Source organism: Arsenophonus endosymbiont of Crataerina pallida, from assembly GCF_964020125.1.
Lineage (GTDB): Bacteria > Pseudomonadota > Gammaproteobacteria > Enterobacterales > Enterobacteriaceae > Arsenophonus > Arsenophonus nilaparvatae.
Window position 1 is genome coordinate 364337 of sequence record NZ_OZ026540.1, and the last position, 23655, is coordinate 387991.

Annotated in this window: 18 protein-coding genes and 1 tRNA gene; 15 read left to right on the forward strand and 4 right to left on the reverse strand. The window is 37.7% G+C overall.

Annotated elements, in window-relative coordinates; all coding sequences use genetic code 11:
* Positions 1-21 precede the first annotated feature (21 nt).
* From AACL31_RS02005 to corA, 5 genes are all read left to right on the forward strand, one after another.
* On the forward strand, positions 22-726 hold the full coding sequence (locus tag AACL31_RS02005) for a DUF484 domain-containing protein (protein ID WP_310511539.1): 705 nt from the start codon (positions 22-24) through the stop codon (positions 724-726).
* The gene (locus tag AACL31_RS02010) at positions 723-1598 is read left to right on the forward strand and encodes a tyrosine recombinase XerC (protein WP_310511538.1); all 876 of its coding nucleotides are present in this window, start codon (positions 723-725) and stop codon (positions 1596-1598) included. The genes AACL31_RS02005 and AACL31_RS02010 overlap by 4 nt, the downstream gene beginning before the upstream one ends.
* The gene (gene yigB / locus AACL31_RS02015) at positions 1599-2315 is read left to right on the forward strand and encodes a 5-amino-6-(5-phospho-D-ribitylamino)uracil phosphatase YigB (RefSeq protein WP_310511537.1); all 717 of its coding nucleotides are present in this window, start codon (positions 1599-1601) and stop codon (positions 2313-2315) included.
* Positions 2316-2370: 55 nt separating this feature from the next.
* Positions 2371-4542, forward strand: a complete 2172-nt coding sequence (gene uvrD / locus AACL31_RS02020) for a DNA helicase II (protein WP_310511536.1) — start codon at positions 2371-2373, stop codon at positions 4540-4542.
* Positions 4543-4626: 84 nt separating this feature from the next.
* Positions 4627-5577, forward strand: a complete 951-nt coding sequence (corA, locus tag AACL31_RS02025) for a magnesium/cobalt transporter CorA (RefSeq protein WP_180558550.1) — start codon at positions 4627-4629, stop codon at positions 5575-5577.
* Between the two features lie 120 nt (positions 5578-5697).
* On the opposite strand, the gene AACL31_RS02030 is transcribed toward corA, so the two are convergent.
* On the reverse strand, positions 5698-6165 hold the full coding sequence (locus AACL31_RS02030) for a thioesterase family protein (protein WP_310510024.1): 468 nt from the start codon (positions 6163-6165) through the stop codon (positions 5698-5700).
* A 262-nt stretch (positions 6166-6427) separates the two neighbouring features.
* Here AACL31_RS02030 and recQ point away from each other — a divergent pair, with 262 nt between their 5' ends.
* From recQ to AACL31_RS02050, 4 genes are all read left to right on the forward strand, one after another.
* Positions 6428-8254, forward strand: coding sequence for an ATP-dependent DNA helicase RecQ (recQ, locus tag AACL31_RS02035; RefSeq protein ID WP_339053715.1), 1827 nt, complete (start codon positions 6428-6430; stop codon positions 8252-8254).
* Between the two features lie 14 nt (positions 8255-8268).
* Positions 8269-9264, forward strand: a complete 996-nt coding sequence (gene pldB / locus AACL31_RS02040) for a lysophospholipase L2 (RefSeq protein ID WP_310511534.1) — start codon at positions 8269-8271, stop codon at positions 9262-9264.
* Between the two features lie 17 nt (positions 9265-9281).
* Complete coding sequence (gene yigL / locus AACL31_RS02045; RefSeq protein ID WP_310511533.1) at positions 9282-10088, forward strand: sugar/pyridoxal phosphate phosphatase YigL; 807 nt, start codon at positions 9282-9284, stop codon at positions 10086-10088.
* Between the two features lie 284 nt (positions 10089-10372).
* The gene (locus AACL31_RS02050) at positions 10373-11155 is read left to right on the forward strand and encodes a tetratricopeptide repeat protein (protein WP_032114351.1); all 783 of its coding nucleotides are present in this window, start codon (positions 10373-10375) and stop codon (positions 11153-11155) included.
* A 140-nt stretch (positions 11156-11295) separates the two neighbouring features.
* On the opposite strand, the gene mscM is transcribed toward AACL31_RS02050, so the two are convergent.
* From mscM to rsgA, 3 genes are all read right to left on the reverse strand, one after another.
* Entirely contained in the window at positions 11296-14640 is a 3345-nt protein-coding gene (gene mscM, locus AACL31_RS02055) for a miniconductance mechanosensitive channel MscM (RefSeq protein ID WP_310511532.1), read from the reverse strand.
* Between the two features lie 22 nt (positions 14641-14662).
* Positions 14663-15580, reverse strand: coding sequence for an archaetidylserine decarboxylase (asd, locus tag AACL31_RS02060; protein ID WP_310511531.1), 918 nt, complete (start codon positions 15578-15580; stop codon positions 14663-14665).
* A 98-nt stretch (positions 15581-15678) separates the two neighbouring features.
* Positions 15679-16728, reverse strand: a complete 1050-nt coding sequence (gene rsgA, locus AACL31_RS02065; RefSeq protein WP_339053716.1) for a small ribosomal subunit biogenesis GTPase RsgA — start codon at positions 16726-16728, stop codon at positions 15679-15681.
* Between the two features lie 130 nt (positions 16729-16858).
* Between rsgA and orn the strand changes: the two genes are divergently transcribed.
* From orn to miaA, 6 genes are all read left to right on the forward strand, one after another.
* Entirely contained in the window at positions 16859-17404 is a 546-nt protein-coding gene (gene orn, locus AACL31_RS02070; protein WP_032114354.1) for an oligoribonuclease, read from the forward strand.
* A gap of 156 nt (positions 17405-17560) precedes the next feature.
* A tRNA-Gly gene (locus AACL31_RS02075) sits at positions 17561-17636 on the forward strand.
* A gap of 1304 nt (positions 17637-18940) precedes the next feature.
* A complete protein-coding gene (gene tsaE, locus AACL31_RS02080; RefSeq protein ID WP_310511530.1) occupies positions 18941-19399 on the forward strand; it encodes a tRNA (adenosine(37)-N6)-threonylcarbamoyltransferase complex ATPase subunit type 1 TsaE in 459 nt (152 codons plus the stop codon).
* A 29-nt stretch (positions 19400-19428) separates the two neighbouring features.
* The gene (amiB, locus tag AACL31_RS02085) at positions 19429-20703 is read left to right on the forward strand and encodes an N-acetylmuramoyl-L-alanine amidase AmiB (RefSeq protein ID WP_339053717.1); all 1275 of its coding nucleotides are present in this window, start codon (positions 19429-19431) and stop codon (positions 20701-20703) included.
* A gap of 6 nt (positions 20704-20709) precedes the next feature.
* On the forward strand, positions 20710-22665 hold the full coding sequence (mutL, locus tag AACL31_RS02090) for a DNA mismatch repair endonuclease MutL (RefSeq protein WP_310511528.1): 1956 nt from the start codon (positions 20710-20712) through the stop codon (positions 22663-22665).
* Positions 22658-23599 carry a tRNA (adenosine(37)-N6)-dimethylallyltransferase MiaA gene (gene miaA, locus AACL31_RS02095; RefSeq protein WP_310511527.1) on the forward strand — a complete coding sequence of 314 codons (942 nt, stop codon included), beginning with the start codon at positions 22658-22660 and terminating at the stop codon, positions 23597-23599. The genes mutL and miaA overlap by 8 nt, the downstream gene beginning before the upstream one ends.
* Positions 23600-23655: the final 56 nt, after the last annotated feature.

The window sequence follows — 23655 nt, forward strand, 5'->3', positions numbered from 1 at the left end:
TTGGTTAAGAGGTCTTTTATTATGGATAAAAAAGAAGCAGCATTTGATCCTCAACCTCTGTTAGATGATCAGACAGTCGTAAAATATCTAAAAAGCAATCCTCATTTTTTTATTCGCAATGCAGCTGCTGTTGAACAGATACGGGTTCCTCATCCGGTTCATCATGCGGTTTCATTAGTTGAATGGTCAATGAAACGTCAACGAGTTTATATCCAAAATCTGGAACAGGATATGCAACTATTGGTTGAGCAGGCGCGCAATAATGAAATACTATTTAATCGACTGTTAAAATTGGTTATTCAGCTATCAACGGCAGATGATTTTGCCGATTTTCAGCGACGTTTATATGCCTGGTCAAGAAGTTTTGGTTTGAGCGGTGCTTATATTCGCTTGTTTAGTGATTGTTGGCAGCTAGGCATACCAATGGATGCGCAAAAAGTTATGATTTCTCGTCAGGCATTTGAGCCTGTTCGTATTCAGCGATTTGGTGAAAAAAATCATTATCTTGGTACGTTAAATAATCCAGAAATATTATTACTAATGCCAGACGCAAATCATGTCGGTTCGGTGGCTATTTCTTTATTAGGTCTTTATGGTAATTTAGGGATGGTGATCTTTAGTAGCCGCGATACTCAGCATTATCAAAAAGGGATGGGAACGACAATGCTTGACCACTTAGCCAAATTATTGCCCGATTTGCTGTTACGCTGGGTAACTCGTGCATGAATTCAACACGGCAAAGCTTGCAGCAGCGAATTGACGACTTTTTGCGTTACTTACGTGTAGAACGGCAGCTAAGCCCCGTGACGATTATTAATTATCAACGCCAATTAGTCATGTTAATGGACATGGCTATAAATATGAACATCAATGATTGGACGCAATTAGAAACATCACATGTTCGTATGATGGTTGCAAAATGTCGCCGACAAGGATCACAGGCAGCGACTCTCGCTTTGCGTCTTTCGTCATTAAGAAGTTTTTTAAATTGGTTAGTTGAGCAGGGCATATTAACCGCTAATCCAGCTAAAACCGTTAGAACGCCGAAAAATAAACGCCATTTACCAAAAAATATCGATGTAGATGAAGTCAATCAGTTGTTAAATATTGATTTAGCAGATCCGCTATCTGTACGTGATAGAACCATGTTGGAAGTGATGTATGGCGCAGGATTACGTTTATCGGAACTGGTTAATTTGAATTGCCAACATCTGGATTTACCTAATGGTGAAGTTTGGGTTATGGGAAAAGGTAGTAAAGAACGGAAGATACCATTAGGACGTATTGCGGTAGAATGGTTAATCCGTTGGCTTGAGATGCGCCAGCAATATGTTAAGCAAGACGAAGCTGTTTTTATCTCAATCCAAAGAGGAAAACGTATTTCCGCTCGGAATGTACAAAAGCGTTTTGCATTATGGGGAATTCGTCACTCTTTTGCCACTCATATCCTGGAATCAAGTGGCGATTTAAGGGCAGTTCAAGAGTTACTAGGACATGCTAATCTTTCTACCACTCAAGTTTATACTCACCTAGATTTTCAGCATTTAGCCAAGGTTTATGATGTGGCTCATCCAAGGGCAAAAAGGGAGAAACCTTGAATGCATGTTTATCGGCAATTAACTTCTATTGCAGCGATTACCTTTGATTTGGATGATACACTGTATGATAATCGCCCTGTTATTGCTAAAACTGAACAGGAATTATTAAATTTTATTCGTTGCTATGATGATCGCTTTAATAAACTTCAATTTGCCGATTTGAAAAACTATCAAATGTTAATTGTTAATCAATATCCTGAAATTTATCATGATGTTACACAGTGGCGTTGGTTAGCAGTCAAGGCGTTACTTTGTCAGTATGGTTACGATCGAGAAGGATCTGCTGGTGGTGCTGACGATATAATGGCATACTTTTCTTATTGGCGTAGTCAAATCGTAGTCCCAGACGTGACCCATAAAATCTTATCTACCTTAGCCGAAAAATTCCCACTAGCGGTTATTACTAATGGCAATGCAGAACCGTATGCTTGTGGATTAGGCGATTATTTTCAATTTGTTTTAAAAGCGGGGCCAGATGGACGCGCTAAACCGTTTAGTGATATGTATTATCTTGCTGCGCAGAAATTTAATATTGTAGTGGATAAAATTTTACATGTCGGTGATGATTTAACAACCGATATTCAAGGTGCTTTACACAGTGGCATGCAAGCTTGTTGGATCAATACTAACAGTAGCAACTTACTAGCCACCAATGAGAATGACATATTACCTCATATTGAGATCACCGGTTTAGCTTCACTCATTGCGCTGATATAATCTTCTCATCTGGTTAAAAACACAGTAGTGATTTATTGACTGCTCTCTTAATTTAATGGTAACCATGAACGCCTCATATTTACTTGAAAACTTAAATAATAAGCAACGCGAAGCTGTTGCTGCTCCTCGAACGAATATGTTAATACTTGCTGGCGCAGGTAGTGGTAAAACACGGGTACTGGTTCATCGAATTGCCTGGTTACTGACGGTTGATAAGGTTTCGCCTTTCTCGATTATGGCGGTGACATTTACCAATAAAGCAGCGGCTGAAATGCGTCATCGTATTAATGCGTTATTAGGTAGCGATCAAGGCGGTATGTGGGTAGGAACTTTTCATGGCCTGGCGCATCGTCTATTGCGGGCTCACTATTTGGATGCCAATTTACCGCAAGATTTCCAAATCTTAGATAGTGATGATCAATATCGTTTATTGCGTAGAATTATCAAGGCCATCAATCTGGATGAGAGTAAGTGGCCACCACGTCAGGCTATGTGGTACATCAATGCAAAAAAAGATGAAGGCTTGCGGCCACAGCATATTGAAAGTTATGGCAATCCAACAGAGGCGACGTGGCTGCGAGTTTATCAGGCTTATCAGGAAGCGTGTGATCGGGCCGGATTAGTTGATTTTGCTGAACTTTTATTGCGTGCCCATGAAATGTGGCTGAAGAAACCGCATATACTACAACATTATCGTGAACGTTTTACCAATATTCTGGTTGATGAATTTCAAGATACCAACAGTATCCAGTATGCCTGGATACGTATTTTGGCCGGTGATACTGGCAAGGTGATGATTGTTGGTGATGACGATCAGTCAATTTATGGTTGGCGTGGCGCACAGGTAGAAAATATTCAACGTTTCTTGCAAGATTTTCCGGCGGCGGAAACTATTCGGCTAGAACAAAATTATCGTTCGACTAACAATATCTTGAAGTCGGCTAATGCACTGATTGCCAATAATAATAACCGGTTAGGAAAAAATCTCTGGACAGAAGGGGCTGATGGTGAACCTATTTCGCTTTATTGTGGCTTCAACGAGTTAGATGAAGCGCGTTATGTTGTTAGTCGCATTAAACAATGGCATGAGAAAGGTGGCGCTTTAAAGCAGTGCGCAATTCTTTATCGCAGCAATGCACAATCACGAGTGCTTGAAGAGGCCTTGTTGCAGTCTTCAATGCCTTATCGTATTTATGGTGGTCAACGCTTTTTTGAGCGGCAGGAAATTAAAGATGCGCTCTCTTATTTACGTTTGGTTGCTAACCGTAATGATGATGCATCATTTGAGCGAGTTGTTAATACACCAACTCGAGGTATCGGCGAACGAACTTTAGACACTGTTCGTCAGGCCGCGCGTGAAAAACAACTCACGCTTTGGGAAAGTTGTGAATATTTATTAGCTGAAAAAGTCCTTGGAGGTCGGGCGGCCGGGGCGATTGAACGGTTTCTTGAGCTAATTGATGCATTAGCTAAAGAAACGACGGATATGCCGTTACATGTTCAAACTGATCGCGTGATCCGCGACTCAGGTCTGCGGTCGATGTACCAGCAAGAAAAAGGCGAAAAAGCGCAAGCGCGGATTGAAAACCTTGAGGAGTTAGTCACTGCTACTCGTCAATTTAGTTATCAAGAAGAAGATCAAGATTTAATGCCACTGCAAGCATTTTTGTCTCATGCTGCGTTGGAATCCGGTGAAGGGCAGGCGGAGTTACATCAAGATGCCGTTCAGTTAATGACGCTACATTCGGCAAAAGGTTTAGAATTTCCATTGGTTTTTATTGTTGGTATGGAAGAAGGTATGTTTCCAAGCCAAAGGAGTGCTGAAAAGAGCGGAGGGCTGGCAGAAGAAAGGCGATTGGCTTATGTTGGATTGACACGAGCGATGGAGAAATTGACGCTGACTTATGCGGAAAGCCGTCGATTATATGGTAAAGAAGTCTACCATCGTCCTTCGCGTTTTATTGCCGAATTACCGACTGAATGTATTGAAGAAGTCCGTTTGCGTGCAACGGTTTCTCGCCCTATTAGTCATCAGCGACTTGGTACCCCAATTAATCGAAATGATAGTGGCTATGCATTAGGCCAACGGGTTCGTCATCCTAAGTTTGGTGAAGGAACTATTATTAATTTGGAAGGGGATGGTGAGCGTTGCCGCTTGCAGATAGCTTTTCAGGGCGAAGGGATCAAATGGTTGGTTGCAGCTTATGCTAAATTAGAGTTGCAATAAAGAATGCTTGAAGTATGGGAATTTTTGTTACTAATTAACTGGCTATTATTTTGCTATTTGGGGTTCTGAAGGAGGCGCCATAATATGCTGCTGGCATTTAAATTAGACAACCACCGTTTGTCTCGCCTTGAGCTTGATGAAGGTGAAAAGCTAACCGATGCGGTATGGGTTGATTTAATGGAGCCTGATGAAAAAGAACGGCAAACAGTGCAAACTGAATTGAAACAATTATTAGTAACCCCATCTGAATTAACCGATATTGAAGCATCGGCTCGTTTTTTTGAGGATGAGGATGGTTTACATATTCATTCATTTTTTTATTATCAAGATAGTGATGAACATGTTAGTAATTCGACGGTTGCTTTCACTTTTCGTGATGGCCGTTTATATACCTTACGGGAGCGTGATCTGCCGGCTTTTCGTTTGTATCGTATGCGTTCAAGAAGTCAAAAGCTGATCGATGCTAATGCTTATGAATTATTTTTAGATTTATTTGAAACCAAAATTGAACAACTTGCTGATGTAATAGAAAATATTTATAGCGTATTGGAATCGTTAAGCCGGATTATTTTGGAAGGCAAACAAGGTGATGAACTCGATAGCGCACTTTCTAATTTAGCGGAACAAGAAGATATTGGCTGGAAAGTGCGGTTGTGTTTGATGGACAGTCAACGAGCATTAAATTTTTTGATCCGCCGAGCAAGATTGCCGGCAGGTCAATTAGAGCAAGCGAGAGATATTTTACGTGATATTGAATCACTGCTACCTCATAATGAATCACTATTTCAAAAAGTAAATTTTCTTATGCAAGCGGCAATGGGTTTTATTAATATTGAGCAGAGTCGAATTATTAAAATTTTCTCCGTTGTTTCTGTGGTCTTTTTACCGCCGACGCTGGTGGCGTCCAGTTACGGTATGAATTTTGAATTTATGCCTGAATTAGGCTGGCGTTTTGGCTATCCGGCAGCAATTATATTGATGATTATTGCCGGGCTGGCACCTTATCTTTATTTTAAACGTAAGAATTGGCTTTGAATTTATCAGATAAATAAAGATAACTTGAGTAAAGTAGAAAGGCCAGCTTAATAACATAAGCTTCATATAACGTTTATTTAAAATAGATTTTTATTATGGTCTTAGCTTGGTTATTTATATTTAACCCACGAAACAAGTGGCTATGCCTGTTGCGATATGTTTATTTTCGTTATTATGCAATTCGGCCCGGGCAACAGAAATCTTATTACCAGTGCGAATGATTTTTCCACTTGCAATAAATTTTTTACCACGACCTGGACGCAAGTAATTAATATTTAAATCGATGGTCGCAAAGGCTGATAAACGGTCTTTGAGCGCTTCTTTTGACAATGAAGTTATTCGACTTAATGCATTACAAAAGCAAATTACACTGCTAGCAACATCTAACACTGCAGCAATTACACCACCATGTAGGATTTGTTGTTCAAAGTTTCCTATCAATTGTGATTTGTTGTTAAAAATTAACTTGATCTGGGTGTTATCAAAGGATAACAACTCAAGACCTAATAATTGGTTGAATTGCATTTGAAGATATTTTCCAATTATAAGTTTCTGTGCATCGTCCAATGTAAGGGCAGGCGTATTCATAAATATTCTCTTAATTATTAGATATTATGTTAATCAACGATTGTTATTATGCAAAGGTTGGCAATTTTTCTATGATTATGCTTTATGAATAGGTAAAAATAAATGGTTATTTGGCATAATAAAGAGTGACTTTTTTTCTTCTAACCTCTTTATTTTATAGCGGAAATTAATAGGATGCTGTAATTCTTATCAGAGTCAGGTAGCATATATTTATTTACCGCTTTTTATCAAAATTGATTAGTCACGTTTATTAAGGATACCAGTGTCTACTGCGGAAATTATCAATATTACATCCCCGGCTCGGCAAGTGTTACAGCCGATTTTTGGTTATCAGCAATTTCGGCCAGGCCAAGAACAAATTATTAATACTATACTTACAAATCAAGATTGTTTGGTCGTCATGCCAACCGGCGGAGGAAAATCTCTCTGTTATCAAATACCCGCTTTAATTTTACCTGGCTTAACCATAGTAGTTTCTCCACTGATTTCATTAATGAAAGATCAAGTTGATCAGCTTTCTCAGTATGGTATTGAAGCCAGTTATCTTAATTCAAGCCAAACCGGGCAACAGCAAAAGCAGGTAATTGAGCATTGTCGGCAAGGCAACATAAAATTACTTTATATTGCCCCAGAGCGGTTGGTTATGGATAATTTTCTTGATCAATTGCCGAAATTAAATCCGGTTTTATTGGCTGTCGATGAAGCTCATTGTATTTCACAGTGGGGACATGATTTTCGCCCTGAATATCGAGCATTAGGGCAATTGCGGCGTCGTTTTCCACAGTTACCAGTTATTGCCTTAACGGCTACTGCCGATCAAACAACGCGTAATAATATTATTGACGGGCTTGAACTGTGTGAACCACTTGTCCATATCAGTAGCTTCGATCGACCTAATATTCGTTATACTTTAGTAGAAAAATACAAGCCTCTTGATCAGCTTTGGTTTTTTATTAAAGGACAAAAGGGTAACAGCGGTATTGTTTATTGCAATAACCGTAGTAAAGCTGAAGAGACAGCTGAACGATTGTATAAACGGGGTTTGAGTGCGGCGGCCTATCATGCAGGTCTTGATAGTACACAACGCGCAAAAGTACAGGATGCTTTTCAAAAAGATGACTTGCAAGTGGTGGTTGCAACGGTGGCATTTGGTATGGGAATTAATAAATCTAATGTCCGTTTTGTCGTCCATTTTGATATTGCCCGTAATATAGAATCTTATTATCAAGAAACCGGTAGAGCTGGACGCGATGGCTTAGCTGCAGAAGCTATTTTATTTTATGATCCCGCTGATTTATCTTGGTTGCGTCGTTGTTTGGCGGAAAAGCCTGCCGGACAATTACAAGAGATTGAGCGCCATAAACTAAATGCCATGAGTGCTTTTGCCGAGACACAAACCTGTCGCCGTCTAGTATTGTTAAATTATTTTGGTGAAAATCGGCCGCAACCTTGTGGTAACTGCGATATCTGTTTAGATCCACCGAAACGGTATGATGGCCTAATTGATGCTCAGAAAGTACTTTCTTGTATTTATCGGACAGGGCAGCGTTTTGGTATCGGCTATATTGTTGACATTTTGCGCGGCGCAAATCATCAACGTATACGTGAATTTGATCATAATAAGTTGCCAGTTTATGGCTTGGGTAAAGAACAGAGTCATGAGCATTGGGTGAGTGTGTGTCGGCAACTTATTCATATGGGTTTAGTGAACCAAAATATTGCTCATTTTTCAGCATTACAATTGACAGAAGCAGCTAGGCCGATATTGCGCGGCGAGGTACCATTACAATTGGCTGTTGCTAGAGTTTTATCGAAAAAAAGCCGTAATCAGCAAAATAAAAACTACCAAGGCCATTATGATAAAAAATTATTTGCTAAATTACGTCAATTAAGAAAAGTGATTGCTAATGAAGAAAATATTCCACCTTTTGTGGTTTTTAACGATGCCACTTTAATAGAGATGGCGGAGCGATGCCCTGTCGGACCGAATGAACTACTGTTGATTAATGGTGTAGGTCAAAGAAAATTAGCACGATTTGGTGAGGCATTTATGACATTGATTCGCGATCATCTGGCAGATTTTGAATGAGTTTAGGAGTAATTATGACGCCTGACATGCTAAAAGCGAGTTGGCTGACACGTGAATCTCAGTTTTTAGCGTTTGCTAATGGTCCGCTTTTAGATTTTTGGAAGATGCATGATGAAGCAGAATTTATTGGCGTTGATAATATTCCTATTCGTTATGTAAAAATTTGTTCTGCTCAGCATGATAAAGCGATTGTTGTTTTGCCCGGGCGTAGTGAAAGCTATGTAAAATATCCTGAAGTCGCTTATGATCTTTATCATCTTGGTTATGATATTTTTATCATAGATCATCGTGGACAAGGCCTTTCGGGAAGAATGTTGGCCGATCCGCAAAAGGGGCACGTCGAAAAATTTACTGATTATATTGATGATTTTGAATCTTTTATTTCTCTTGAGATCAAGTCACGACACTATTCACGTTGTTATGCACTCTCCCATTCAATGGGAGGGGCTATTCTTGCGGGTTATTTGCTGAGAGATAGTCTGACTTTTAATGCTGCGGTTTTATGTGCTCCAATGATAGGCATTAATTTACCGGTTTCACGTTGGTTGGCAAATTTTATCATTCAATGTGCTGAGGCGAGATCCAATACCCGTGATGATTATGCAGTATCAACCGGTAGATGGCAGCCATTACCCTTTATTATTAATGTGTTGACCCATAGTTATGAACGTTATCGGCGTTATTTACGTTATTATGCCGATTATCCTGAATTACGTCTTGGTGGTCCAACTTATCATTGGATTGGGGAGAGTCTGCAGTTTGGTGCTAGCTTAATTGAAAAAGCGGCAGAGATTGCGGTTCCGCTGATGGTATTAGAAGCGAGTGAAGATAAGGTCGTTAGTAATCGGGACATCCAGAGATTTTGTGTCGCTCGGCAAACAATGCAGATGGGAAGAGAGGAAAAGCTACCTTTAATTATTGAAGGGGCAGACCATGAAATATTATTTGAAAACGATGCATTACGTGCTATGGCACTTAATGCAATTTGTGATTTTTTTGATCAACATTGATTAACCAAGGAAAAACAATGACGTATTCTGTTGTTGCTTCAGATTTAGATGGTACTTTACTGTCTCCTGACCACACTTTACCCCTTTATACAAAAGAAACGTTAAAATTATTAGCAGAAAAAAATATTCATTTCATTTTTGCTACGGGTCGCCACTATATTGATGTTGATCAGATCCGTAATGGGTTAGGGATTAATGCTTATATGATCACATCTAATGGCGCTAGGGTACATAACACCAATGGAGAGCTGATTTTAACGCATAATCTTGATCCTGATATTGTTCATGAGCTCTGTTTAATGGAGTTTGATAATCCAAATATTCTGACCAACTACTATTCTAGCGATAATTGGTTAATTAATCGGGAGAGCCCGGAGCAAAAAGCATATTTTCAAGAGTCTGTTTTTCACTATCAACTTTTTGAGCGTGATAATTTTTCGACGACGGATGTGAGCAAAGTTTATTTTACTTGCGAAGATCACCAGCAGTTACTGCTATTGCAGGAACAAATAAGAAATCGTTGGAGTGATCGTGTCAACGTTAGTTTTTCATTACCATGTTGTCTAGAGGTTATGAATGGTAGTGTTTCCAAAGGAAATGCACTAAAGCAGGTAGCGGATTTATTAGGTTATATTTTGCAGGATTGTATCGCTTTTGGTGACGGAATGAATGATTATGAAATGTTAACCATGGCGGGAAAAGGCTGCATTATGAAAAACTCACATCAATTATTACGAGATAATTTACCCGATATGGAAATTATTGGTTCTAATGAAGAAGAAGCCGTTTCCTATTATTTACGTCGGCTTTATAGTGGTATTTAAATATTTGGCGTAGATAAAAACCATGTAAATTGAGGTTACGGAAGTTCACTTTAGAAAATAACAGGATAATTTATTATTAATTTGTTGCAGTGCTTTCGTTTTTAATTATATCAACAGGTTAATTAATAATGAATTTTCAAGATTTATTATGATTTATATTATGGAAAATAAATTGCTTAAATCTATTTTTGAGTTGTGATTTGTATAGTGTGAAATAAAGGGATACTAAGATTAGTATCTTAGTATAATTTTTGAAGCGTTAGTTATAAAAAGGAGCTGGCGATATGAGAAAATTAATTCTGGTATTTACGCTAGGAATAATAAGTTATGGTTCTTTAGTATCTGCTAATATAACAACTACAAAATCTAATGGAATAACGCAATTACAGCAATTAGCTGAACAAGGTAATGACAAAGCTCAGTATGAACTGGGGGAAAAATATTTCCGTGGACAAGGAATTTCTCAGGACTTCAAACAGGCTGTCGTTTGGTATTTGAAATCAGCTGAATTAGGTAATGCAGATGCGCAATTTAGACTCGCGACTATGTATGTTAATGGTTTTGGTGTTAGGCGTGATTATGATCGGGCAATAGAATGGTACCAAAGGGCAGCAATCCAGCAGCATGTTCGTGCGCAAAGCAATATGGCTACCATGTATGCTCATGGATTAGGTGTGAAACGAAATTTACCGGAAGCAGCATATTGGTATGAGCAAGCATCAAAAGGGGGCTATGCATTGGCACAGTTTAATTTGGGATTAATGTATAGTATTGGCAACGGTGTGATAAAAGATTATAAAAAAGCCGTCTATTGGTTTAAACACGCTGCAAAACAGGGATATGCTAAAGCTCAGGATCGTTTAGGTGTCATGTATGCAGAGGGACATGGTGTTAATAAAGATAATAAAATGGCCTATGCATGGTTAGCTACCGCAGCTTGTAATGGTAATAAAGAAAGTCAAAAATTTCATGATAGGATCGGTAAATTGTTTTCTGATAAAGAAATGAAGGCAGCGCAGGCGTTAGCTGAACGTTATATTAAAAAGTACCCCACCCAAATTGATTAAAAATAAATTAACTGATAACTAGATTAAATCCGTTATATATTAAAATAATATTATATTTATGTTAAAAATAAATATGATATATTTTGTTTGATTTTTATACAATTTTATCTGTTATTTAAACGGCCAAAGTTGATTGTAATTTATAATTCTCCGGCTTTTCTTGCCGGCTTTCGCCCAGATGTATTTTTTGTTGCACTTCGTAATAGATTATTACTGGCAATATCAACTCGGGCTTGAAAGGGCGGAAATGGTAGCGTGATCCCATGTTGTGCAAAACCGATTAATATATTTTGATGAACTTCATGGCGGGCAGGCATTCTGTGCCCCATTTCTGCCGCATAAATACGTAATTCAAAGATTTGAATACCTTGTTGTAAATCAACTAGATATACTTCAGGTGCCGGGTTAGTTAAAATCATCGGCGTTTTCTCGGCGGCATTTAATAATATCTGACTGATCTCGGTACTATCTACATCAGCGGGCGCTGGAATGGTTAAAACAATACGAGTGATAGTATCGGATAACGACCAGTTAATAAATTGCTCGGTAATAAAGGCTTTATTAGGAACAATAATTTCTTTGCGATCCCGATCTGTTAAGGTTGTTGCTCTAGTATTGATTTTGGTAATACTGCCTGTTAAATCACGAATAGTGACGGTATCGCCTATACGAATTGGTTTCTCAAATAAGATCATTAAACCAGAAATGATATTGGCAAAGATTTCTTGTAGCCCAAAGCCAAGTCCAACACCCATCGCGGCAATTAACCATTGTAGTTTTGACCACTCAATACCAAGCATGGAAAACCCGACTAAGCTACCTATAAGCGCAATAGTATATTTAGTCAAGGTGGTGATTGCATAGCCAGTTCCTGGAGTTAAATCAAGGTGTTGTAACAGGGCGAGTTCCAACAATGCCGGCAAATTTCTAATTAGTTGTGCTGTAATTATAATAATAAGAATAGTAATAAATAGTGAGCTGAGGGTGATCGGTTGAATGGTATCTACACCATTTACCGTAGTAGTGACATTCCAAAGCCGGATATTTTCCAGAAAAGAGAATGCTGAGTGTAGCTCAGACCAAATTAAAATCAGTGAGACTAACGCTACCATAGTGAGAATAGAGCGCACAAGTCCCAGAGATTGCGCACTGATTGTATCTAAGTCAATCGCACTTTCTTCGATATCGACTAAGCCTTCGCCACTACTATTATTGTCACCTTCATCTTTTGCTCGTTGAGCGAGAATGTCAGCACGACGCTGTTTTGCTCTTTCAAAAGCAATTTTACGCCGTTGGATAGACATCCAGCGGCGGATAATGTGATAAATGATCAGTAAGAAAAACCAGATTGCAACAGAGGTTTCCAGCCTGGCTAAAAGTTCTTGAGATGTTGAAAGGTAACCCAACAATGCGGCAACCGCAGAAAAAATTGGCGCTATAATCAATAATAACCACAATATATTGCTAATTGCATTCTCACCCGAGCCGTGGCGATCTAGATAAAGTGGTACGCCTACTCGTTTGAGGTTATGGGTAATCAAACTTAGCGCAATACACAGTAATAAGAAGCATAGTCTGCCTAAGCTTGGGGCAAATTCACGGTCGTTATAATATTCAAACGTAATCAAGGCCATCATCAATGGTACTATGACAAAAATTGATAATTTGTAGTAACGCATTGCCCTTTTTACGTTTTCTTCTGACCAGCCAAAATGAGAAATAAACAATCCGTTTGGTAGTGCAAAAGTAGCACTAATCATAAAAACCCATAAAACCGGTGTTGTTGCTCTCACCCCAGAGCCAATAGCAGTGGCCATAGGGAATTGCCAGGCGCTTTGAAGGCCGTAACCAATCGCTGACCATAAAATAGGTAAAGGGAGTGCTATCAGAATAGACCAAAATACGGTTCGTAAGGTTAGAGCAAAGCGATCCTGGGTTACTTTACCAATACGGGTACTAGCGCGAAGAAGAAAATTATTATAATGCTGATGGGTACTAATGCTAAAAATGACGATAGCAACAGCAGCGAGCAGGTATAACAAACTATCCTGACTGGCGAAGATAACTCTAATTGCGCCACTGAGTTGAGATAATGTATCTAATGATAGTAAGCGAGTCAGATTTTTTACTATGGTAATTGGATAGTTGAGACTTATAGGATCGGTATCCGCAATCCAGAACATATAGCGATGGGTCGCATCTTTGATATCTGTCAATGCATCGGTTAACTGGGTTGCCGCAACGTAAAGCTTGGTTAATTCCAATATTTCACTGTCATAACCAGAAATTATTGAGCTTAATAATTCTTTCCGGGTTTGGATGAGTGAATCATAAATTTGCGTTTGTTCTGGCGTCAAATTTTTTATTTCGGCTTGCTTTTCCTCGTTCTCTTTATTGTTGGAATCGAGATTTTCCAACATATCTTGATACTGAAGGCGATCAACTCGTTTGTTGATGATTTCCCTGTCAATTTGCTGATTTTTGGGAATTTCTGGCAAATGGTATAACTGCGCGCGTAATGCTTCACCTAAAGTAGTTGAACCGCTTAACCATTGGGCCTGTTCACGAATTGTCCCAAGCGCTTGACGAACGGTTAGTATATCACTGGAAGTCTGGCGTTGCCTTTGTTCAATATCATTTATTCTGTATGCTTGTTCATTAAGTCGTTGTGATAATTTACGATTTAGTTGCAATTGGGCTGTTAAAAATTTGGGAAGCTCTCCCCCTTGAGCAGCTAACATTTCAGTGTGTTTAAGTGCCAGTTGTGCTTTTTGTTGGCGCTGAAAGTTTAGATGATTTCGCAGTTGTTGAAGCTCTTGGTCGATTTGCTGATAACGTTTTTTAAAAAGCTCAATGCGTAAACGAGCAATTTCTTGGCGATTATTGGCTGAAAGCTGTGCTATTTCTAGTTCATTGGTTTTTGACTTTCTTGCCGTGACTTCTGTTTGTGCTAAGTTATATTGTGCTTCAGCTAAAGGGGAAACCGGAACATGCAGCGACTGTAGTCTTACGGTAGAGTCAGAAAGCAGCCGGCGAGCTTCTAATAATTGTTGAGGCAATGTTACAAGAGAATCGCTAATTTCACGATTTCTATCTTGTTCTTGCTGAATTTGTCTGCCTTGCTCAAGTAATTGACTACTAGCCTGAACAATACGTTGCTCAAGTTCGAGGATAGTTATATTGGTTGGGATAGTAATTGTTTTATTGCTTTCAATAAGAAATTGTTGCTGTAATTCTTTTATGATTTTGGGGAAATCATCAATTGCCTCTTGATAAGCGCGGGTTTTTTTCTCTGACTCTTGTGCCTCTGATAACCAATTTAGGGCAACTTGTAATGCCTGAATAATCTCTGCATTTTTTGAATTTTTATTTGCTTCAAGTTGCTTAATCTCTTTTTTAATTTGTATTTCATCAAGATTAATTGCTGCAAATGCAGGTATCGTGATGAAAAAGAGACTAAATAGAATGCCGACTATCAGGCGCACAATATGATTTCCTCAGATAAAATTATTCAGATCCATCAATTAAATTTTGTCGATGGGCCTGTTCCTCAGTATTTGGATAAATTGATTCTGCTAATAATTCACCTACTCGAGTGACGGATCCTTGCTCTAGAGCAGAATTAAGTTTGATATGGTTAGATTCAAACAAATTGATAACAGTTGAACCCAGTTTGAATTTTCCCATTTCTTCACCTTTTTTCAGATAAACTGCACCTGTTTTATCTTTTTCTGGGTAAGTCCAACGTTTGATAATTCCTTCCCGTTGATTATTGACGCAGCCACACCAGCTAGTATCTATGCTGCCAACAATTGTTGCGCCTATTAGAATTTGAGCCATTTTTCCAAATGTTGTTTCAAAAATACAGATGAGACGTTCATTACGGGCGAAAAGATTAGGGACGTTTGTTGCAGTCAGTTGATTAACAGAAAAGAGATCACCAGGGACATAAATCATTTCAGTTAGTAAGCCATCACAAGGCATATGGACACGATGATAGTCACGTGGAGATAAGTAAGTAGTTACAAACAAACCATTTCGAAACTGCTCGGCCAGTATATAATTACCTGCTAATAATGCCGCTAAACTGTAAGAATGACCTTTAGCTTGTAGGATCTGATCATCCATAATTAATCCTAATTGGCTTATTACACCATCGGCTGGTAGAGCAAGTTGATTACTACCTGCAACAATAGGACGAATATTTTGTTTTAATGGGCGAGTAAAAAATTCATTAAAGGTAGAATAAGCGGAAAACTCACTTTCTTTGGCTTCTGCCATATCAACTTTATAAAACTTGGCAAAAAGCTTGATCATTAATTGGGTAAACCCAGCCACTTTTTGATCCGCAAGCCAACCTGCTAATTGCGTTAGCCCTTGTTTTGGTAATAGATATTGTAATTTGATCTTTATTTTTTCCAGCACATTAACCTCTAATCTGATCCTAATGTTATTGGGTTGTAATCAAAAAAAGATAGTTATTGTACCTATGCTTTTTATGAATTCCAGAATTATGTTTATAACTATTTATTATCTGTAAAAGATCCACGTGGTTTTATTTGTTCCATGCTTGCTAAAATTCGATGGTAATTTTCGAAACGTGATTTTGCTATTTTTCTAGCGATTACCGCTTGTTGTAATGCACATCCAGGATCGTCTAAATGCTTGCAATCACGAAATTTGCAGTATCCCAAATATTGCCTGAATTCGACAAATCCTTTAGTTATTTGTTCCTTTGTCAGATGCCATAAGCCAAACTCACGGATGCCTGGTGAATCGATAAGATCACCTCCTTTGGCGAAGTGGTAAAGACGTGCCGTTGTTGTTGTATGTTGACCTAATCCTGAATTATCAGATACTTGGTTGATTAAGATTTTTTCTTCATTATCAGGTAATAAGTTATTAATCAAACTGGACTTACCGACACCAGATTGCCCGACAAAAATAGATATTTTTCCTATAAGGTTTTCAATAAGCGTATCTATTCCTTCATTAGTATGACTGGATACCTCTAAAACTACATAGCCAATGTTATGATAAAGTTTTATTGCTTTACTTATTTCTTTTCTGTTCTCTTTATTGAGTAGGTCAATTTTATTTAAAATAATCATTGGTGCAATATTAAGTGTTTCGCAGGCAACTAAATAACGATCAATAATATTTAATGATAATTGGGGTAAAATTGCTGAGACAATAATCGCTTGGTTGATATTAGCCGCGATAGGCTTGAGCCCGTCATAGTAATCGGGGCGAGTCAAGACCGATGTTCGTTCATAGACTGCTTCTATGACACCATTAACTTTTATATTAGATTGCTGATGTAGCGCAGGACGCCAAATAACACGATCACCGGTGACTAATGAGTGAATTGTTCGGCGAATATTACAGCGTTGAATGTCACCTTCATTTGTCTCGATATCTGCATGCTGACCAAAACGGCTAATAACTAACCCATCTTGGGGAATACCAAGCTGATTATCATCAATATCTTGCTGAGATTGTTTTTTTAGCTTAGTTTGATGGTTTGCATGTATTCGGCGTTGTTGGCCTTTGGTAAATTTCTTTTTAGCCACCTGACCTCACTAATTTTATTGGTTTGTTGATTGAATTCATTATCAAGAGTTATCGCAGTTGTGCTTTTAAGAAGCTATCATACACTAAGTATTGCATGCTATCAGTTTAGAATGGAACCTAGGATATAACATGGTAAATAGTGAGAACAATTTGATATGGATAGATTTGGAAATGACGGGATTGGATCCGGAACAGGATCGTATCATTGAGATCGCAACAATTGTCACTGATTCCAATCTAACTATTTTATCCGAAGGGCCAGTGATTGCCATTCATCAATCAGAGCAACAGTTGTCACTTATGGATGAGTGGAATGTTAAAACTCATACTGAAAGTGGATTGATTGATAGAGTTAAATCTAGTCAATATGATGAAAAAAAAGCAGAATTAGCCACAATTGCATTTTTAGAAAAGTGGTTACCTGCGGGGGTTTCACCTATTTGTGGTAATAGTGTTGCTCAAGACCGTCGTTTTTTATTCAAATATATGCCTGAGTTGGAAAAATACTTTCATTACCGTTACTTAGATGTGAGTAGCTTAAAAGAGCTGGCGCGCCGTTGGAAGCCTGATATATTGGCCGGTTTTACGAAAAAAAATACCCATCAGGCTTTAGAAGATATAAAGGAATCTATTGCAGAATTAGCTTATTATCGTCAACACTTTATCAACCTTTAAATCGTGTTATGATCATGCTGATTATGAGCGATTTGCTGTTTTAATCAGCATTTAGATTGAAAATAGATTTTTTATGGTTAAAAGTACTTGTCTGTTTGATAATTTTTCGTATAATTCGCAACCCATAGTGATTGGTAATATTGTTGTTATAGATATGCGGGAATAGCTCAGTTGGTAGAGCACGACCTTGCCAAGGTCGGGGTCGCGAGTTCGAGTCTCGTTTCCCGCTCCAAATTCTTCTTTTATCATTATTAGCATAAAATTCTGTGATATAATTTATTGTTTCTTCTTATATTTTTTGTTCTTTCAGCTTATTAATTACTCAAAGTTTAGTGGCCAATTTATACCTATTTTGTTGATGAATTTTATTTTTCTGTTTTGGGTTTTATTTAATAATAAGAATAAAATTTTTTGTTGCACTATGATAAAAACCGTCTATTTTTAAATAGGAGATTAGCTACTAAAAGAAGTCACAGTCTTGATTAATAGTCAACAATTATATAGCTAATCGAGATAGAATTTATTTGAAAAATCGGGCACATAGGACTTGCAAATCGTATCTGCTAGGCATAGAATTCCACTCCCCCAATTTTGAAGTAGATGTGATATTACAGCATATACTTTATCAGTGAAGTGAAGAATGTGGTGTCATTCTTGGCAGGGAAATTATTTTAGTATTTAAAATGTATTGTAGGTGAATTGATGTTGTTATTTACATTAATCTTAGAAATTTTATGGCTAAAACTGCTACATTTTCTCAGTTAAAATGTTTTAATAACTTATTCATTTACAATTGAATTTTGGTTATGGCACACAGTGTATATTTTGCTTTGTTGCACAGAGTTATCCACAGGCAAATGCGTTTTTCTATCGCTATCGCTATTGATGCTTTTCTTTATCAATATCATTTAACTTATTGAAAATATTTAAAAAAATATTTATATTTTTTGATGATTGATTATATGGTTATTTTTTTATGATCAATGCATTTTTATTTTATGCACAAGTAAAATTGAAGTATCTATTCTAGAAAATACTGATGTTAATAACCAGATATTGCGCGCAAGGCGCTATTATTATTTTGATGAGGTTTTTATTTATAATAAAAGTATCATTTTAACGATATATTTCAAGGTGTAACTACCTAAGGCAATATAATATTTTAATAGCGGATATTTACCTATGTCTCGATATATTGTAGCGCCTTCTTAGTGATGTAAAAAAGCTTCTCTCAACCAAATAATTTTAATCGTTTAAGACAATAATATTGCATAATAAACGTTAATTTTTTGATATTAATAGAAATTTTTATATGTTTGTTTTTTATATAAATATGTACAAATCAAATGATAGAATATTGATAAAAGCAAGTAACTGAAAAAGATTAAATAGCTGAATAATAAGCATATGATGTAAGTTTTATTGATAAATATAACATTAAATATCGCTATAATATTCGGTAAGTAATAGTATTTTGTGATATATTTTATGAATTAAATTATTAGATAAAAAATTATAAAAAGTGGCAATATTTTCATGAAAGAACTTATATTATTGCTTGCTAATGAAAAGGCAACAATAACCTTAGGGCAGCGTTTAGCTCAGCTTTGTAAGCAGGGTTTTATTCTTTATTTATATGGAGACTTAGGTGCGGGGAAAACGACTTTTTGTCGTGGTTTTTTGCAAGGTTTAGGTTATCAAGGACATGTAAAAAGTCCAACTTACACGTTAGTTGAACCCTATTTGCTGACTCCTAATCCTGTTTACCATTTTGATTTATATCGTTTAACTGATCCTGAAGAGCTTGAATTTATGGGTATCCGTGACTATTTTGATTGGCAGGCTATATGTTTGGTGGAGTGGCCAAAAAAAGGTGAAGGGATGCTACCATGCGCTGATCTTGAACTCTACCTATTATATGACAATAATGGAAGACAAGCACGATTTGTCGCGTTATCAACATATGGGGAAATGTTATTAGAAAAATTGTCATAATAGGAATACTAATCATGATGAAGACTTAGATGATTAATATAATAAAAAGATGGCAAACTCATGTATTTCTTTTATTAATGACAATGATATTACTTAGCAACTTATTATTATCTAATGCACAGGCTGCAACTTTATCCAATATTCGCGTCAATGATAATTTATCCGAGGCAAAAGTCACTTTACACTTTGCTGGCGGTAATCCAGAGTACCGCTTCTTTCCCCTTCATGAGCCTGAGCGTTTGGTTGTCGATTTTCGTCAATCTGATCAGGTATCTGGATTACCAATGAAGTTTATAAATAATAATTTGGTTAAAGGGATCCGTACTAGTCAGCCACCGAATAGTCAGTATCAACGTATTGTTATCGAATTGGCAAATGCAGTGAAAGCAAGTGCGGTGGCTGAACAAATAAATCATCGCTATCAAATAGTTTTTACCTTAAAGAATAATCGTGCTGGGGCATCGCAGCCTCAGACATCTCAGTCCGCAACTGAAGCAACCAATAAATTGCTATCAATTGATTCACAAGCTGAGAAAAAGTTAGCCAATAACTCACCAACTCCCTCAATATATAAAAATTTACCTAAAGGTACTCGGCAAGTTGTCGTGGCAATTGATGCTGGACATGGCGGTAAAGATCCAGGCGCAATTGGGCAAAATGGTCATCGTGAAAAAAATATAACAATGATAATTGCGCGTAAATTAGAGAACCATTTAAAGACAGATCCAATGTTTAAGCCAGTGATGACACGTAATGGCGATTATTTTATTTCTGTAGCGGGTCGTTCAGAAGTGGCACGACAAAAAGCGGCTGATATGCTCGTTTCAATTCATGCTGATGCAGCACCTAATAATCGTGCCCGAGGTGCTTCTGTCTGGGTGCTTTCCAATCGAAGAGCGAATAGTGAATTGGGTAATTGGCTTGAACAACATGAAAAGCAATCTGAATTATTAGGTGGTGCAGGTGATGCGTTAGCAAATGGTGCAGATCCTTATCTTAGCCAAGCTGTTTTAGATTTACAATTTGGCAATTCCCAACGTGTAGGTTATGCTGTCGCGGTAAAAGTACTGAGAGAATTAAGTAAAATTGGTAATATCCATAAATATGATCCAGAACATGCCAGTCTTGGTGTACTTCGTTCTCCCGACATTCCATCTATTCTGGTGGAAACAGGTTTTATTAGTAATATTTCTGAAGAGCGCCTTTTAGTTTCTGACGATTATCAGGAAAGTTTGGCAGTAGCTATTCATCAAGGATTACGCAATTATTTTACCCAACACCCCTTACAAGCAGCGCCAAAATGATGGAATATGGCAGAGGTCATTATGTCAGCGATACAAATTCTTTCTCCTCAGTTAGCTAATCAAATTGCTGCGGGTGAAGTTGTTGAACGTCCATCATCGGTTGTGAAAGAGTTAGTCGAAAATAGTCTTGATGCTGGCGCCAGCCGTATTGATATTGAAATTGAGCGTGGTGGGGCAAAACTTATCCGTATCCATGACAATGGTAGTGGTATCGCCAAAGAAGATTTAACACTAGCGTTGGAGCGACACGCTACCAGCAAAATAGCCACGCTAGAAGATCTGGCCGCTATTATGAGTATGGGATTTAGAGGAGAAGCGCTGGCCAGTATTAGTTCGGTTTCTCGTTTAATACTAACTTCACGCGTCGAGACTCAGACAGAAGCTTGGCAAGCTTATGCTGAAGGGCGTGAGATGAATGTTTCGTTAAAACCTGCTGCTCACCCAATAGGAACAACAGTTGAAGTTCTTGATCTGTTTTATAATACGCCGGCTCGACGTAAATTTTTACGTACAGAAAAAACCGAATTTAGCCATATTGATGAGATTGTACGTAGAATAGCTTTAGCGCGTTTCGATGTTGCAATCAATTTGCATCATAATGGTAAATTAGTTCGCCAGTATCGTGCGACAAATAGTGAAGAGCAATATGAACGACGCTTAGCTGCTATTTGTGGCACTTCTTTTATACAAAATGCGCTGAAATTATGTTGGCAACATGGTGATTTAGCCATTAAAGGCTGGATAACTAATCCCTATTTAGGTAAGGCCGCTGAAATTCAATATTGTTATGTTAATGGGCGCATAATGCGTGATCGATTAATCAATCATGCAATTCGTCAAGCCTATGCTAATCGTCTGCAAGAAGAACAGCAAGCGGCTTATGTGCTTTATTTAACCATTGATCCTCATCAGGTTGATGTTAATGTTCATCCAGCCAAACAGGAAGTCCGTTTTCACCAAGCGAGATTGGTTCATGATTTTATCTATCAGGGTGTGAACACGGTACTAAGCCAACAACACCAAAAACAATTTAATCAAGTCTCTGTTAGTTCAAATCAGGAAACTCATCTTGCTTCAGGATTACAAAATCGGTTAGCTGCGGGTGAAAATTTTTTTGCCTCAGATGATTCAAAGCAGCATTTAGTTATTAAAGAGCAAGAAGCACAAGTAATAACAGAATTAAGTGCCAGTAGCCAAATTTCGCCGTCTAAAACAGCATCATTTCCTTGTTACAATAATGGAAAAATAGCTAAAAAAATCTATAACAAAAAACAGGGTGAGCTTTATCAGCAATTGATGCAAAATGAACCAGCTAAACAAGAAAAAATCCCACTTTTTCCAGAGCGAGAATCGATAAAAACTGAAAAAATAGCAGTAAAATCGGTTGATATAGAAAAAAATGATAAAAATTATACATTTGGTAAAATACTAACAATTTATTCTAAAAATTTCGCATTTATTGAATCATCATTTGGAATAGGTTTGTTATCATTAGCGGAAGCTGAGCGATATTTAAAGCGAAGTCAATTAATTCCTACTGATAAAGAATTAAAATCTCAGCCCTTACTGATACCAATAAAGCTCGCATTAACAGAAAAGGAAATTGAAACTTTTTATCGAGTAAAGGTATTATTAAGTACCTTAGGTTTTGACATCAATATTTCTCATAACAAAGCAACAATTAGTGGTGTATCTTGTCCCTTGAGATCACAAAATTTAGCTGAACTATTTCCAAAACTATTGAAATATCTTGCTCAAAATACTTCTTGTCAGTTGATGGAATTAGTTGTTTGGTTAGCAGATCATTTAGTAAATGAAAAACAAGTGTGGACGATTGCACAAGGGGTACAGTTATTAGCGGATCTGGAGCGGGCTTACCCTGAATTAGTTAAAGAACCACCGAAAACATTACTACAACTAATTGATTTTGAATCGGTGATAACGGCTTTAACTCATGAGTAAACAAATTTTTCAACATAAACCGCAAGCGATTTTTATCATGGGGCCAACGGCGTCAGGAAAGACAGCATTGGCAATGGCATTGCGTCAACAATTACCCGTTGAAATAATTAGTGTAGATTCTGCTTTAATTTATCGCGGTATGGATATAGGAACAGCGAAACCAACACGGGAAGAGCAACAAATTGCTCCACACCGATTAATTGACATATTGGATCCTGCACAGTCTTATTCAGCCGCAGATTTTCGCCGTGATGCTTTATTAGAAATGGAAAAAATTGTCGCATCGGGCCGTATTCCCTTACTCGTTGGGGGGACTATGCTATATTTTAAAGCATTACTGGATGGGTTGTCACCCTTACCTTCTGCCGATGTCACAATTCGGGCAGAAATTGAAATGCAAGCGAAACAATTTGGTTGGGGTGCAATTCATAAACGTTTGCAAGCGGTTGATCCAATATCGGCAGCTAGAATCCATCCTAATGATCCTCAACGATTGTCTCGTGCCTTGGAGGTTTTCTTAGTTTCCGGGAAGAGTCTGACAGAATTAACTGAAATTGTAGAGGCAGAATTACCTTATAATGTGTTACAGTTTGCGATTTCACCGCAAGATCGTAAAATTCTCCACCAACGTATTGAGATGCGCTTCCTGCAAATGTTGAAGACGGGTTTTGAGGATGAAGTTAGCGCTCTTTATGCTAGAGGGGATCTCCATGGGGATCTACCCGCTATACGTTCTGTTGGTTATCGTCAGATGTGGTCATATTTGTCTGGTGAAATCAGCTATGATGAAATGGTTTATCGTGGTATATGTGCAACACGTCAATTGGCTAAACGTCAAATTACATGGTTAAGAGGATGGAAAAACGTGCATAGACTCGATAGCGATGATATTAAGGGAATTCTTAACACAATATTGCATGTTATTAGTGCATAGGTTTGCTATTTATGTACAATTGGTGGTAAAGGCACAATTTTTTTGAGTAGTTAATT

What these genes read in the sequence shown, in the direction of transcription:
- pldB (WP_310511534.1), top strand. Translation starts at nt 8,269, where the DNA reads ATGACGCCTGACATGCTAAAAGCGAGTTGGCTGACACGTGAATCTCAG.
- AACL31_RS02030 (WP_310510024.1), bottom strand. Translation starts at nt 6,165, where the DNA reads ATGAATACGCCTGCCCTTACATTGGACGATGCACAGAAACTTATAATT.
- amiB (WP_339053717.1), top strand. Translation starts at nt 19,429, where the DNA reads ATGATTAATATAATAAAAAGATGGCAAACTCATGTATTTCTTTTATTA.
- mutL (WP_310511528.1), top strand. Translation starts at nt 20,710, where the DNA reads ATGGCAGAGGTCATTATGTCAGCGATACAAATTCTTTCTCCTCAGTTA.
- AACL31_RS02050 (WP_032114351.1), top strand. Translation starts at nt 10,373, where the DNA reads ATGAGAAAATTAATTCTGGTATTTACGCTAGGAATAATAAGTTATGGT.
- AACL31_RS02005 (WP_310511539.1), top strand. Translation starts at nt 22, where the DNA reads ATGGATAAAAAAGAAGCAGCATTTGATCCTCAACCTCTGTTAGATGAT.
- uvrD (WP_310511536.1), top strand. Translation starts at nt 2,371, where the DNA reads ATGGTAACCATGAACGCCTCATATTTACTTGAAAACTTAAATAATAAG.
- AACL31_RS02010 (WP_310511538.1), top strand. Translation starts at nt 723, where the DNA reads ATGAATTCAACACGGCAAAGCTTGCAGCAGCGAATTGACGACTTTTTG.
- tsaE (WP_310511530.1), top strand. Translation starts at nt 18,941, where the DNA reads ATGAAAGAACTTATATTATTGCTTGCTAATGAAAAGGCAACAATAACC.
- yigL (WP_310511533.1), top strand. Translation starts at nt 9,282, where the DNA reads ATGACGTATTCTGTTGTTGCTTCAGATTTAGATGGTACTTTACTGTCT.
- yigB (WP_310511537.1), top strand. Translation starts at nt 1,599, where the DNA reads ATGCATGTTTATCGGCAATTAACTTCTATTGCAGCGATTACCTTTGAT.
- orn (WP_032114354.1), top strand. Translation starts at nt 16,859, where the DNA reads ATGGTAAATAGTGAGAACAATTTGATATGGATAGATTTGGAAATGACG.
- corA (WP_180558550.1), top strand. Translation starts at nt 4,627, where the DNA reads ATGCTGCTGGCATTTAAATTAGACAACCACCGTTTGTCTCGCCTTGAG.
- miaA (WP_310511527.1), top strand. Translation starts at nt 22,658, where the DNA reads ATGAGTAAACAAATTTTTCAACATAAACCGCAAGCGATTTTTATCATG.